This is a genomic window from Flavobacterium sp. FlaQc-28 (genome assembly GCF_044007415.1).
Taxonomy (GTDB): domain Bacteria; phylum Bacteroidota; class Bacteroidia; order Flavobacteriales; family Flavobacteriaceae; genus Flavobacterium.
The window spans coordinates 70,471-84,938 of record NZ_JBIPCM010000010.1 but is presented as its reverse complement, the minus strand read 5'-3'; the positions used below and the strand labels follow the sequence as shown (position 1 = coordinate 84,938).

9 protein-coding genes are annotated in these 14,468 nt (G+C 32.8%); 6 read left to right on the top strand and 3 right to left on the bottom strand.

The window, feature by feature from the left end; all coding sequences use genetic code 11:
- Positions 1-146: 146 nt before the first annotated feature.
- The gene (mutS, locus tag ACHRVL_RS20600; RefSeq protein ID WP_395415214.1) at positions 147-2,753 is read right to left on the bottom strand and encodes a DNA mismatch repair protein MutS; all 2,607 of its coding nucleotides are present in this window, start codon (positions 2,751-2,753) and stop codon (positions 147-149) included.
- A 159-nt stretch (positions 2,754-2,912) separates the two neighbouring features.
- Between mutS and ACHRVL_RS20595 the strand changes: the two genes are divergently transcribed.
- The 3 genes from ACHRVL_RS20595 to ACHRVL_RS20585 all read left to right on the top strand — a co-directional run bounded on the left by ACHRVL_RS20595 (position 2,913) and on the right by ACHRVL_RS20585 (position 6,270).
- The gene (locus tag ACHRVL_RS20595; protein WP_089054493.1) at positions 2,913-3,350 is read left to right on the top strand and encodes a DUF1573 domain-containing protein; all 438 of its coding nucleotides are present in this window, start codon (positions 2,913-2,915) and stop codon (positions 3,348-3,350) included.
- 74 nt (positions 3,351-3,424) lie between these two features.
- Positions 3,425-3,967 (top strand): RNA methyltransferase, encoded by a 543-nt coding sequence (locus ACHRVL_RS20590; protein ID WP_395415212.1) that lies wholly within the window; start codon positions 3,425-3,427, stop codon positions 3,965-3,967.
- 107 nt (positions 3,968-4,074) lie between these two features.
- Positions 4,075-6,270 carry a T9SS type B sorting domain-containing protein gene (locus ACHRVL_RS20585; RefSeq protein ID WP_395415210.1) on the top strand — a complete coding sequence of 732 codons (2,196 nt, stop codon included), beginning with the start codon at positions 4,075-4,077 and terminating at the stop codon, positions 6,268-6,270.
- 78 nt (positions 6,271-6,348) lie between these two features.
- Here the strand turns inward: ACHRVL_RS20585 and folK are convergent, their stop codons facing one another.
- Together folK and ACHRVL_RS20575 are read right to left on the bottom strand one after the other, a co-directional pair.
- The gene (folK, locus tag ACHRVL_RS20580) at positions 6,349-7,482 is read right to left on the bottom strand and encodes a 2-amino-4-hydroxy-6-hydroxymethyldihydropteridine diphosphokinase (protein ID WP_395415208.1); all 1,134 of its coding nucleotides are present in this window, start codon (positions 7,480-7,482) and stop codon (positions 6,349-6,351) included.
- 58 nt (positions 7,483-7,540) lie between these two features.
- On the bottom strand, positions 7,541-8,731 hold the full coding sequence (locus tag ACHRVL_RS20575) for a carboxypeptidase-like regulatory domain-containing protein (protein ID WP_395415206.1): 1,191 nt from the start codon (positions 8,729-8,731) through the stop codon (positions 7,541-7,543).
- Positions 8,732-8,932: 201 nt separating this feature from the next.
- On the opposite strand from ACHRVL_RS20575, the gene sppA reads away from it, so the two are divergent.
- From sppA to ACHRVL_RS20560, 3 genes are all read left to right on the top strand, one after another.
- Entirely contained in the window at positions 8,933-10,690 is a 1,758-nt protein-coding gene (sppA, locus tag ACHRVL_RS20570) for a signal peptide peptidase SppA (protein WP_395415205.1), read from the top strand.
- A 14-nt stretch (positions 10,691-10,704) separates the two neighbouring features.
- Positions 10,705-11,652 carry an alpha/beta hydrolase gene (locus ACHRVL_RS20565; protein WP_395415203.1) on the top strand — a complete coding sequence of 316 codons (948 nt, stop codon included), beginning with the start codon at positions 10,705-10,707 and terminating at the stop codon, positions 11,650-11,652.
- A 170-nt stretch (positions 11,653-11,822) separates the two neighbouring features.
- A complete protein-coding gene (locus tag ACHRVL_RS20560; protein WP_395415202.1) occupies positions 11,823-14,423 on the top strand; it encodes an AsmA-like C-terminal region-containing protein in 2,601 nt (866 codons plus the stop codon).
- Positions 14,424-14,468: the final 45 nt, after the last annotated feature.

Sequence of the window (14,468 nt, the reverse complement as noted above, 5' to 3'; positions counted from 1 at the left end):
CAAATTCTAATTAAGAACTGCAACACTTGACTTGTCTTGTATTGCGAGTGCAAATTTAGGACATTTATTCAATTACACAAGCGTTTTTTCAAAAAAAAATCAACTTATTTTATAACTTTCTGATAACCTAAACTTTAAATATGAAATTATTTTTTAACCAACATTCTTTTTATCTCGTTAAGCTTCATCAGTGCTTCAACAGGTGTAATCGCATTGATATCAAGCCCCAGAATCTCCTCTTTTATCTCTTCTAACAAAGGATCATCTAAATTAAAGAAACTCATCTGCATTTCATCATTAACCTCTTTCACTCCATTTAAAGCTTCGCTAGAATGATTTTTTTCTAACTTCTTTAAAAGCTTCTGCGCTTTCAAAATTACAATTTGAGGCATTCCAGCCATTTTTGCTACGTGAATTCCAAAACTATGTGCACTTCCTCCTTTTACGAGCTTACGAACAAAAAGAACGGTATCTTTTAGCTCTTTTACAGCAACATTATAATTCTGAATTCTAGACAGCGATTCTGTCATTTCATTCAATTCATGATAATGCGTTGCAAACAAAGTCTTTGCTCTGCCAGGATGCTCGTGCAAAAATTCAGCAATCGCCCACGCAATTGAAATTCCATCATAAGTACTGGTTCCTCTTCCAATTTCATCTAAAAGCACTAAACTTCTATCAGATAAATTATTCAAGATCGAAGCTGTTTCATTCATTTCTACCATAAAAGTAGATTCTCCCATCGAAATATTATCAGAAGCTCCAACTCTAGTAAAAATTTTATCTACAATTCCCATTCTTACGCTGTCTGCAGGAACAAAACTTCCCATTTGAGCAAGTAAAACAATTAAAGCCGTTTGTCTTAAAATAGCCGATTTACCAGACATATTAGGACCGGTAATCATAATAATCTGCTGCGTTTCTCTATCTAAGAAAACATCATTTGCAATATAAGGCGTTCCAACCGGCAATTGTTTCTCGATTACTGGGTGTCTTCCGTTTTTTATATCAAGCTCAAAAGTTTCATCAATTTCTGGACACACATATTGATTTTCTACAGCTAACTGAGTAAACGAACACAAACAATCTAGTTGCGCCACCAAATTTGCATTCATTTGAACAGGCTTAATATAAGTTGCAATCCAAGCAATTAATTGCTCAAAAAGTTCTGTTTCAATTTTATGAATCTTCTCTTCTGCTCCTAAAATTTTTGTTTCATATTCTTTTAATTCCTCAGTAATATAACGTTCCGCGTTTACAAGTGTCTGCTTACGAATCCATTCTTCTGGAACTTTATCTTTATGCGTATTTCTAACTTCGATATAATAACCAAAAACATTATTGAATGAAATTTTTAAAGAAGAAATCCCTGTTCTTTCTGACTCTCTCCTTTCAATTCCTTCTAAATATTCTTTTCCTGAAGTTGAGATAGCACGTAAATCATCTAATTCTTCACTTATACCTTTGGCAATTGCATTTCCTTTTGCAATCGCAACTGGCGCATCTTGATTTAATGTTATTTTGATTTTCTCACGCAGCAAATCGCAAGCATGCAGACTGTCTCCTATAATTTTTACCGCCTCCTGCTTACTTTCCAGCGCTAAGCTTTTAATAGGGATAATAGCATCTAAAGATTCTTTTAAATAAACAATTTCGCGAGGAGAAACTTTTCCTGCTGCTATTTTAGAAATCAAACGCTCTAAATCTGAAATCTGTTTAATTTGATATTGAATATTATGTAAGACTTCTGGATTTGATTTCAAATACGAAACCACATCATGACGTCCTTTTATTTTTTTGCTGTCCTTAAGCGGCAAAGCCAGCCAACGCTTCAACAATCTCCCTCCCATTGGAGAAAGCGTCCTGTCGATAACATCTAAAAGTGTAACAGCATTTGGATTATAACTATGATACAATTCTAAATTACGAATTGTAAAACGATCCATCCAGACATATGCATCTTCTGCAATTCGCTGTATAGCTGTTATGTGCTGCACACGATTATGCTGTGTTTCGGATAAGTAATACAAAATCGCTCCAGAAGCAATAATCCCTTCTTTTAATTCTTCTACTCCAAAACCTTTTAAAGAGTTGGTTTGAAAATGCTTGGTAAGCGTTTCGAGTGCATAATCTTCTTTATAAATCCAATCTTCTAAATAAAAACTATGAAAATCATCTCCAAATGCATCTCTGAAATCGCTTTTATTATTTTTAGGAACTAAAACTTCACTCGGATTAAAATTCTGCAATAACTTATCAATATATTCAGCATTTCCTTGAGCTGTTAAAAACTCTCCTGTTGAAACATCCAAAAAAGAGATTCCGATATTTTTATTCGCAAAATAAACTGATGCTAGAAAATTATTTGTTTTAGAATGCAAAACCTCATCGTTTAAAGAAACTCCGGGCGTTACAAGTTCAGTAACACCCCGTTTTACGATAGTTTTAGTCATTTTAGGATCTTCCAGCTGATCGCAGATGGCAACACGAAGTCCGGCTTTAACCAATTTTGGCAAATAGGTGTTAACAGAATGATGAGGAAAACCTGCCAGCGCTGTTTCTGTATCTGAACCTGCACCTCTTTTTGTTAAAGTAATGCCAAGAATTTTTGAAGCCCTAATGGCGTCTTCTCCAAATGTTTCATAAAAATCTCCTACTCTGAAAAGCAGACATGCATCAGGATATTTTCTCTTGATTTCGTTGTACTGTTTCATTAAAGGTGTTTCCTTCACTACTTTTTCTTTAGCTGCCAAAATTGATATATTTTAAATGAAAATTAAGACAGCGAATTTATAATTTTTTAACGGCATATTGAAGGCTTCAAAAATTAAAATATTTTAAGCTATTTTTAAGCTCACTTTTAAGAATTTTATATAGATTTGTTCAATCATTTAAACTAAGAATCTAAAAAGATGAAAAAAATAATTTTATTCGCTATGTTAGCAGTTGTTGGTATCACAGCTTCTAACGCTCAAAGCACTAAAAAAGCTGCTGCTAAAGCTGCCAAAGTAGCTAAAATTGAAGGAGCTGGAATGGCTTTTGAAACTGAAACTATTGATTACGGAACTATCGCTCACAATGCTGATGGAAAACGTGAGTTTGTTTTTGTTAACAACGGAACAAAACCGTTAATCATTACAAACACAACAGGATCTTGTGGATGTACTGTACCAACAACTCCAAAAGAGCCGATTGCTCCTGGTGCTAAAGGTATTATTGGTGTAAAATACGCTACTGACAGAGTTGGTGCTTTTACAAAAACAGTAACTGTTACTTCTAACGCTGAAGGACAACCAACAAAAGTACTTACTATTAAAGGTACAGTTTTACCAGATCCAGTAAAAAGCTAATCTGAAAAACAATAAAATAATCGAAAAAGCTTCCTTATCTTTGGAAGCTTTTTTTATGACCTGAATTTATACCAATGAGAAAACTAGAAAACAGCGAACTAGAACGCAAATCAATTGAAGATTTTAAAAAGTCAGACAAGACACCTTTAATATTAGTTTTGGATGATATTCGCAGTTTGCACAATATTGGATCTGTTTTTAGAACTTCGGATGCTTTTTTGATCGAAAAAATAATGCTATGCGGTATCACTGCAACACCTCCAAATAAAGAAATTCACAAAACAGCTCTTGGCGCTACTGAAACAGTTGCTTGGGAACACCACGAAAATGTATTAGAAGTTATCGAGAATCTTAAAAAAGAAAATGTAATGACACTAGCCATTGAACAAGTGGAAAGTTCCATTTTTCTTCAAGATTTTAAAGTGGAAAAAAATCAAAAATATGCTTTGGTTTTTGGAAATGAAGTATACGGTGTTGCACAAGAAGCTGTAGCTATTTGCGACGGCTGTATCGAAATTCCTCAATTAGGAACGAAACATTCTTTAAATATAGCGGTTAGCGCAGGAATTGTAGTCTGGGATTTGTTTCAAAAACTAAACTGGCCAAATAACGATTAAGAAATTATTCTTTTACAAAAAACTGTGATTTTAAATCGAAAAGCAGCTGTAAATGTTAGATTTTTAAATATATTTTTTTATTCTTATAAAATTGATACTTTTATAAAATGAAAAATGTTAATTTCTTTAAAATATCGCTTTTACTACTTCTTTTAAATGTGGTAAAAACTCATGCAAATGAGAATTTTAAAACTGAAAACAAGTATACAGACACATACTTACACGACAGTATTAAAACGAATAAAAAAAGAAATACCACGTTAGATTTTGCTATCACACCTCCTGTTATAACTGCAACTGGAAATCAATTTTACTGTCCGCAAAGCGCAATAAAAATCGTAGAGACTATTAGCATAACTCACGATCCTGCTGAACCATCAACTCAGGCAGTTTATATTCAAATTTCATCTGGTTATTCAAGCGGTCTTGACAAACTAGAACTTTCAAACCCAGCTTTACATCCTGCAATTACAACAAGCTGGGATCCCACCGCTGGAAAATTACGATTATACAGTTCAACTGGAGCGAATATCTTGTACTCTGATTTTGTTAATGCAATTGAAGATGTTGTATATTCTAATTCCTCAGCCACAGCTTCTGGCACTAGAACATTTTCTATAACGATAGGCCAAGCCAATTACCTTCCGTCAACACAACATTTTTATTTATTTGTACCAAGTATTGGCATCACGTGGTCGAGCGCTAAAACCGCAGCCGAAGCAAGCACTTATTATGGATTACAAGGTTATCTTGCTACTATTTTATCTGCTGATGAAGCTAAATTAATTGGTGAACAAGCCTCTGGAACGGGATGGATTGGAGGAAGCGATGCAGAAACCGAAGGTGTTTGGAAATGGGTCACGGGCCCTGAAGCAGGCACTGTTTTCTGGAACGGAAGCGCAAATGGCTCAACACCAAATTTTGCTTTTTGGAACACCGGAGAACCAAACAATCAAGGAAATGAAGATTACGCTCATATTACGCAGCCCGGCATAGGAATAAAAGGTTCTTGGAACGATTTATCAAATACGGGATCATTAACTACAGGTGATGCTTATCAGCCAAAAGGTTACGTTGTTGAATATGGTGGAATGCCGGGAGAAGTTCCTTTACAAATTGCTTCAAGTACAAAAATCACAATTCCAGAAATCACTAGTTTACTTACTCCAAGTCCAGTTTGTGACGCAGGAAACTTTACTCTTAACGCTACTGCAACTGGCGGCGTCACTATTAGCTGGTACGATTCACCTACAGGTGGAACTTTATTAGGAACAGGAAACAGTTATACAACTCCATCACCAATAACAGTAACTACAACTTATTATGCTGATGCGGGCTGTGAAATAAATAGAAAATCAGTAGTTGCAACGGTTAATCAAACTCCGAATATTCCAACTGCTGTTTCTTCAAATGTTTCAAGATGCGGATCTGGAAGCGTAACTTTACAAGCCAGTTCAAATATTGGACTTATTAATTGGTATGCTGACTCAACTGGCGGTACAAGTATTTTTACAGGCAATAGTTTTCAAACTCCTGCTATTTCTACAAATACAACTTATTACGCAGAAGCTTCAAATAATGGCTGCATTAACACGAATCGTATTCCAGTTGCCATTACTATCTACACTCCTCCTGTTGTTACAGATGAAACTTTGCCTTTATGCCAATTTCAAACTATAACATTAGATGCTGGAATTGCAGGAATGAGTTATTTATGGTCTAATGGAGCGACAACGCAGACTACCGACATTACTCAAGGCGGCATTTACACTGTTGATGTAACCAGTCCCGCTCCTGAAAATTGTACAAGTCGAAAGACAATTACGGTTGAAGAACATGAAATTCCGCAAATAGATCGAATTGGTGTCAGCGGAACAAAAGTTGTGATTTATCTTAAAAAAGAAACTGCTTATTTTGAATATTCTGTTGATGGAATAAACTTTCAGGATTCAAATACTTTTTATGATGTTCCTGGTGGATTGCAAACAGCATATGCTCGAGATAAAAATAGCTGCGGATTGGATATGCAAAATTTTGTTGTTCTTATTTTTCCAGCATTTTTCACCCCAAACAATGATTCTTATAATGACACTTGGGAGGTTACCGGAATGGAAAATTATCCTCAGGCGCAGGTTACTATTTTTGATCGATACGGAAAGTTGATTGCTCAGCTAAATGCATCTAAAATGAGCTGGGACGGAACATTCGACAAAACTCTTTTGCCTGCTTCCGACTATTGGTACGCTTTAATGATTGATAATACACAACCCATTTTAAGAGGTCATTTTTCACTGAAAAGATAATTTCTAATTAGAGAGAATATGTCAATTAGAAAATGTGCCAATTAGAAAATTATCTAATTGGCACATTTTCTAATTATCTTAATTCAATTTCTTTCTAATTTCATCTAAAACAAACAAATAATCTTCTTGCTTTTTTACAAAATCACGATTAGAAACATCTATTATCAAAACATTTAAATCAAATTGAGATTTAATATATTCTAAATAACCATTATTGATTTTATCTAAATATTCGGCTTCTATATTTTGTTCGTAACTTCTGCCTCTTTTCTTTATATTTTGAAGAAGTCGTTCTGTATTTTGATATAAATAAACATACAAATCCGGCTTAGGCATTTCTTTGTAAATAATATCAAACAAGTTTCGGTACAAGCGATATTCATCTTCCGCCAATGTAATTTTAGCAAAAATCAGCGATTTAAAAATATGATAATCGGCTACGATAAAGTCTTTAAACAAATCAAACTGTGCCAAATCATCTGATAATTGCTGGTAGCGATCCGCTAGAAAAGACATTTCGAGCGGGAACGCATATCTATTTTGGTCTTTATAAAACTTGGGCAAAAATGGATTATCAGCAAAACGTTCTAAAACTGTTTTTGCATTAAAATCGTCAGCAATTTTATGTACCAAAGTAGTTTTACCTGCACCAATATTACCTTCGAAAGCAATATAATTAAAGTGTTCAAATGCAATTTCCTGCAAGGGATTTTTTAGATCCTGAACGACTGTACAAACGCTGTCATCTGGTGAAACTACAATTAACTCCGAAATTGATTTCTGAAAAACCGGGTGCTTCCAATCCAATTTTAAATCTGAAATTGGTAATAAAACAAAATTTCTGTTCTGCATTAATGGGTGCGGAACCTGAAGTTTTTCAGATTCTATAATTTCATCATCATAAATAATTAAATCAACGTCAATAATTCTAGATTGATACCCTTCTTTATTAGAGCGAATTCTACCTAATTGTTTTTCGACTTTTAAAACTTGATTTAGTATTTTTTGTGCAGATGAAGCCGTATGCAAAAGTAAAGCGCAATTATAAAAAGCATCACTCTCAAAACCCCAGGCAGGTGTTTCATACAATTTTGAAACCTTGATTACTGTTCCCACTTCTTGATGTATCAAATTGATACAACTTTCGATGTTTTCTAATCTGTTTCCTTGATTGCTGCCTATAGATAAAACGACTTGATGCTGTGACTTCATAATAAATGCAAATTAACTAAAACTATTTTAGAATTAACTACATTATTTGTTTCAAGAATTAGAAGTTTCCAACCACTTCAAACTCTTTCTTATTGTCTTTATTTTCTGAAACTCGTTTTAAAAATGCATTTAAATCGCTCGTTAGAGGTAATTGGTTTTGACTTTTCCAAAATTGTTCTGAATATGGATATTTTACTTTAAAAATATCTTTATCCATAGACAAATTTGATTTTGCTTTTTCGGCAATAAAACTATTAGTTACAAAAAAATTGGTCGAATAATCATAAAAAGCTTTTGGAACCTTTTCGTTACCAAGCAGTTCAACTCTAACATCTGATTTTGCATTATTTAAATAATATTTATTAGTACTGCTGCTCTTTCTATAATTTGATGTTGTTTTAAAAATCGTTGTTCGATATTCTACATTACCCTTTTTTTGAAACGGCACTTTTTCTCCATCATCATAAAGATCAAAGTGTGTTTCGACAATTGCATAATCTTCCTTATTAATTATAAAATAGCCGCTTGTTTTTTGCCCAACAGAATTATCTATTTTTTTACTAAAACTAATTTTAAAAAAATTATTCGCTGCATTTTTTTCCTGCGTAAGTTCGAAATCTTCCAATTTTATAGATATCATCGCATTGATGTCAAATAATTTTTCAAAACTTTGAAATTCAAAATAAATAAAATCTTCTTTATCCTTAATTCCAACTTTTCTCATATTCAAAATCTCAACTTCACATTTGTTATCCGGCTGGGTTTTCGTCTTAAAAATACTTTTTCTTGATACTTTTCCATAAATATCCTGCAGCCTCATTAATTCATCATTTCTTTTTAAAACACATCGCAGAAAGAAATTTTCATTATAAGGTTCAAGTATATAATTTTCCTTCATTTTAGCATATACCTTTTTCATTATAGCCATTTCACCGCCTACTACCACTTCTTCAAGCTCAATTGTTTTGCTTTGTAAAAAAATTGTATCTCGTTTATTTACTTCCTCAAAACTAAGTTTTAGATTTTCATAACCAATCAAGCTAAAATTCAATTCATTATAATCTGTAATAAAAGAAAAATAACCTTCTTCATTAGTTATAGAGTTATCTTTTAAATTATAAACATTTACTTTTTCCAATGGCAGTTTTGTCACTTTATCAACCACCACTTTTTTAGTTTGTACTTTTTGCGCTTCGGCATAAAAACCAATGAGAAAAAAAAGGCTCAACAAGGCAATTTTATCTTTCATATTGCAGTATTTATTTTTATCAAATATAAAATATTCCAACTTCAAACCATACTTATCTTACAAATTATGCTATCTTTATTTAGACACTTAAAAATGTAAAAACTACAAATATTTCGCTGATGCGGATACAAAAGTTAAATCGATTTTAGATTATATTTGTAACAAATCCATCTTTTTGATACTTATTAAAAAAATATACATATGAAATTTTTAGGAAATGTAATCGCTACTGTTATTGGTATTTTTGTATTTATCATGATCTTCTTTTTTGGGGTAATTCTAATTGGAGCCATTTTTGGGGGAGAAGACAAGGTTTCTGTAAAAAATGATTCAGTTATAGAATTAAATCTAAAACAAATCAATAACGATTATGCGGGTAAGTATAAAGATCCGTGGGTAACAGTTTTTTCAGATAAAAAGGGGATTGGTTTAACTGATGTTATTAATGCTATTGAAGCGGCAAAAACGGACAGCAATATCAAAGGAATTTCGATTTTAAATGATGAATCGTCTTTAGGGCTGGCTCAATATAAAGATTTGCGAAACGCTCTTGAAAGCTTCAAAAAATCAGGAAAATTTGTTTGGGCTTATGCTAATACTTATTCTCAAAAAGAATACTATTTAAATTCTGTTGCCAATACTGTTTATTTGAATCCTGCCGGAGATCTTGATTTTAAAGGACTTTCGTCTGAAGTTATGTTCTTCAAAGATTTTCAGGAAAAATCAGGAATTCATATGGAAGTTATCCGCCATGGAAAGTATAAAAGTGCGGTTGAGCCGTTTTTAGAAAATAAAATGAGCGATGCAAATAGAGAACAAGTTACTGCGCTTTTAAACTCTATTTGGACAACGGTTTGCAGCGACATTTCAAAAAGCAGAAATATTCCTGTTGCGAAATTAAATGAAATAGCAAATGGTCTATTGGCTAGAACTCCTGCAATGGCAAAAGCAGAACGTTTAGTTGACATTGTTGCTTATGAAGATGTTTATCATAATGCCATCAAAAAAGCTTTGAAAGTAACTGGAGATGATGATTATAATAAAATTTCTATCCTAGATTACACGCAAAACAATATCACTACTGCATTAACAAATACAGCTGATAATCAAATTGCGATTATCTATGCTCAAGGCGAAATTATTGGCGGCGAAGGTGATGTAACTGTAATTGGCGAGGGTTCAATGCGTCGTTCACTGCAAGAAGCTCGAAAAAATGAAGATGTAAAAGCTATCGTTCTTAGAATTGACAGCCCAGGCGGAAGCGCTTTAACTTCAGATTTAATTTGGAGAGAAATTGAAATCACTAAAAAGGTAAAACCAGTTGTGGTTTCAATGGGAAATTATGCAGCTTCTGGAGGTTATTATATTGCTTGTAATGCAAATAAGATTTTTGCCGAAAGTAATACTATTACCGGTTCTATAGGTGTTTTTGGAGTATTGCCAAATTTCACGCCGTTGGCTAATAAATTAGGAATTAACACAGAACAAGTTAAAACACACGAAAATTCAGCAAATTATAGTCCGTTTGTGCCGCTTGATGAAAAATTTAAAGCTTTTACACTTGAAGGAGTTGAACAGATCTACAAAAATTTTGTTACGCATGTTGCCGAAGGTCGAAAAATGACTTTCGCACAAGTTGATTCTATTGCTCAAGGAAGAGTTTGGTCTGGATCTGAAGCGGTAAAAATTGGATTAGTGGACAAAATTGGAGGTCTTAATGACGCTATTGCTGAAGCTGCTAAAATTGCTAAGGTTAAAGATTACAGCACACAAAATTATCCTGAGTACGAAAAAACTTTTAGTGATTTAATGGCTAACCTTCCTTTTGCAAAATCTAAAGAAGCTTTTATAAAAGAAGAAATCGGAGAAGAAAACTATCTGCTTATCGAGCAAGTTAAAAGATTTCAGAGACAAAAAGGCGTGCAGGCAATGATGCCGTTTGGAATAAACATTAAGTAATGCTATCTAAAAAAATGAAAACTATATTTCTCTTCTTTTCCGTTTTATTCCTGACAATTGCAAATGCACAAAGTACAACGCAGCATACTTTTAAAGAAACGAATGTAACTTTAAAAATCAATATTGATCAGCTGTACGGAACTCTAACTGTTCCTGATGAAGTCAAAAAATGTCAGGTTGCTTTGATAATTGCAGGTTCAGGGCCAACTGACCGAAATGGGAACAATCCGATGATGAAAAATAATTCCTTAAAAATGCTGGCAGAGGCTTTGGCAAAAAATGGAATTGCATCATTACGATTCGACAAAAGAGGAATTGGAGAGAGTAAAGCTTCTGCAATAACAGAATCGAGCTTGGTTTTTGAAAATTATACAGAAGATGTAAAAAGCTGGATTAACTTTTTGAAACTTGACAAACGTTTTACACAACTTACTGTTATTGGTCACAGCGAAGGTTCTTTAATTGGAATGATTGCGGGAGCAAAAGCGAATAAATTTGTTTCTATTGCAGGCGCAGGAGAATCTGCAGATAAACTTATAAAATCGCAAATAGCTTCTAAATCAAACAAGCAATTAGAGGATATGACGTTTCCTATTATTGACAGTTTAAAAAGCGGCAATAAAGTAAATAAAGTTGATCCGCTTCTAAATTCGCTTTTTAGACCAAGCATTCAGCCTTACTTAATTTCATGGTTTAAATATGATCCTCAAACTGAGATTAAAAAAATTACCGTTCCCATTTTAATTTTACAAGGAAACAACGATATGCAAGTAAGTGTTAAAGATGCCGAAAGTTTGGCTCAAGCCAACAAAAACTCGCAATTGGCAATCATTGATAAAATGAATCATATTATGAAAATTATTGACGGCGATAAGCAGGAAAATATGGAAAGTTATAATAATGAAACCCTGCCAATTTCAGAGGTATTGATTGAAAAAATAGTCTCCTTTATTAAAAAATAAATGCAATATCATAAATTTAAATCCGTTTGAAACTTATCAGGCGGATTTTTTTTATTTAAATATTACATCCATTTCTTACAATTTTTAAGAAAACTTTATCTCCTGTCTCATTCAAAAAAAACTATTTTTGCAAGAGTCATAATTTCAAATTAAATCTCAAATCTATAAATATGTTAAAGAAAATTCTAAAAATAAGCGCCATTGTAATTGTGGTTTTTGTTGCCGCATTATTCGCCATTCCTTATTTCTTTAAAGACCAAATCAAAGCAAAAATTGCCGCCGCTATAAACGAAAGTGTAGACGCTAAAGTAAGTTTTGCTGATGCTGATTTAAGTTTGTTTAAAAACTTCCCAAATGCAGCGGTAGGAATTGAAAAGCTGGTTATTATAAATAAAGCCCCTTTTGAAGGGGATACACTTGTGTCTTTGGGCGAATTGAATTTAAAGATGAGCATTAAAGAACTTTTTAAAGGAAAAGACGAACCGCTGAGCATTCAAGGAATTACTTCTGAAAATGGTTTGGTAAATATTATCTTTAATAAAGACGGCGTAGGCAACTTTGATATTGCTTTGAAAGACAAAAAAGAAACGGCTACGGATAATGCAAGCAAACCACTTTCTTTAAAAATTCAAAATTACAAAATCGAAAATTTCACGTTTAGATATATTGATCAAGGATCAAAAATAAAAATGGTTATTGACAGTTTGAACCACGAAGGAACCGGCGATTTTACCAATTCAAAATTAGATTTAACAACGAAATCAACTGCTAAAGTATCTTTAGATATGGATAAAATTAATTACATGAAAAATGTAAAATTGACTTTAGATGCAGTTTTAGGAATTGATTTAGATCAAAGCAAATACACTTTTAAAGAAAACAAAGCTTTAATTAATCAATTACCATTAGAGTTTGACGGCTTTATACAAATGGTTGAAGCGGGACAGATTTATGATTTAAAATTTAAAACACCAACCTCATCGTTTACTAATTTCTTAGGATTAATTCCTTCAGCATATTCATCAAGCCTAGATGGCGTAAAAACAACTGGAGACTTTACGGTTGCAGGTTTTGCAAAAGGGCAATTAACAGATACTACTGTACCAAAATTTAATATTGCCATTGCATCAAATAATGCTTCGTTTCAATATCCAAACTTGCCAAAATCTGTTCAAAATATTGTAATCGACACTAAAATTATAAATGAAACAGGGATTTTAAATGATACTTATGTTAATCTAGACAAACTTTCGTTTAGAATCGATCAAGATGTTTTTAACGCTAAAGCAAATATCAGAAACATTACTGTAAACCCTTTTGTTAATGCGGCTTTAAAGGGAACAATAAACTTGGCGAATCTTTCAAAAGCATATCCTATTAAAATGGACAAACCTTTGGCAGGTATTTTAAAAGCTGATGTTACTACACAATTTGATATGGCTTCTGTAGAAAAAAGCCAATATCAAAATATTAAAAATGCTGGAACAATGAGTTTATCAGGATTTAAATATACTGATGAAAACAATAAATCGATGAACATCAGCACGGCTTTAGTTGAGTTCAATCCAAGTACAATTAACTTGAAACAATTTAATGCAACTACTGGAAAAAGTGATCTTGCAATAAATGGTGTTCTGGAAAATTTCTATGGTTTTATGTTCAAGAAACAGGAATTAAGAGGAAACTTCAATATGAGTTCAAATCAACTGGCTGTTGATGATTTTATGACTGCCGGCGAACCTGCAAAAGCAGAAACAAAAACTGCCGCAAAACCAGCTGAAGCAATGAAAATTCCAGCTTTTTTAAACTGTACTTTAAATGCAAAAGCAACAACTGTTTTATACGACAATTTGAAGCTTAAAGATGTTTCTGGAAAATTAATCATTAAAGACGAAAAAGCTTTATTGGAAAACTTTAAAACATCAATTTTTGGCGGAACAATTGGTTTAACCGGTGCTGTTTCGACTAAAACCAAAGTTCCAACATTTGATATGAATTTAGGTTTTAACCAAGTTGATATTGCCCAGACTTTTACGCAATTGGATATGATGAAAAAAATTGCTCCAATTGCTGGAATCATAAATGGTAAGCTAAATTCGACTGTAAAACTAAACGGTAATCTTGATGCAAATGAACTTACTCCAGATCTAAAATCAATTTCGGGAGATTTATTAGGGCAGCTGCTTTCGACTACAATAAACTCTAAAAATTCAACTTTATTAAATGCTTTAGGTTCAAACATCAAATTTATTGATATGAATAAAGTCAATTTGAATGATATTAAAGCGGCTTTGACTTTTGATAACGGAAAAGTAAACGTAAAACCGTTTGACATTAAATATCAAGACATAAAAATTACGGTTGGCGGAACTCACGGTTTTGATCAAACGATGAACTACAATTTAAAACTTGATGTTCCTGCTAAATATTTAGGAAATGAAGCAAACGCTTTTATTGCAAAAATGTCGCCTGCAGATGCTGCAAAATTGCAAAACATACCAATAAATGCTATAATTACGGGTAATTTTTCTAATCCAAAAATTACTACAGATATGAAAACGGCTGTTTCTAGTTTAGCAACACAAGTCGCAAATCAGCAAAAAGAAAAACTGACACAAAAAGGCACCGCTGCTTTGACTGATTTAATCAATAAAAACACTAAAGCAAAAGATACTACGCAGGCTGCAAAAACCGAAAAAGAACAAAAAACTCAAGAAGTCACTAAAAAAGCAAGTGACTTATTGAATGGATTATTTAAGAAGAAAAATTAACGCAAAAAGAAAGGCATTCTATAACGAATGCCTTTCTTTTTATAT

Coding starts and splice junctions, on each gene's coding strand:
- ACHRVL_RS20575 (WP_395415206.1), bottom strand. CDS start 8,731: ATGAAAGATAAAATTGCCTTGTTGAGCCTTTTTTTTCTCATTGGTTTT.
- folK (WP_395415208.1), bottom strand. CDS start 7,482: ATGAAGTCACAGCATCAAGTCGTTTTATCTATAGGCAGCAATCAAGGA.
- ACHRVL_RS20565 (WP_395415203.1), top strand. CDS start 10,705: ATGAAAACTATATTTCTCTTCTTTTCCGTTTTATTCCTGACAATTGCA.
- ACHRVL_RS20585 (WP_395415210.1), top strand. CDS start 4,075: ATGAAAAATGTTAATTTCTTTAAAATATCGCTTTTACTACTTCTTTTA.
- sppA (WP_395415205.1), top strand. CDS start 8,933: ATGAAATTTTTAGGAAATGTAATCGCTACTGTTATTGGTATTTTTGTA.
- ACHRVL_RS20560 (WP_395415202.1), top strand. CDS start 11,823: ATGTTAAAGAAAATTCTAAAAATAAGCGCCATTGTAATTGTGGTTTTT.
- ACHRVL_RS20595 (WP_089054493.1), top strand. CDS start 2,913: ATGAAAAAAATAATTTTATTCGCTATGTTAGCAGTTGTTGGTATCACA.
- ACHRVL_RS20590 (WP_395415212.1), top strand. CDS start 3,425: ATGAGAAAACTAGAAAACAGCGAACTAGAACGCAAATCAATTGAAGAT.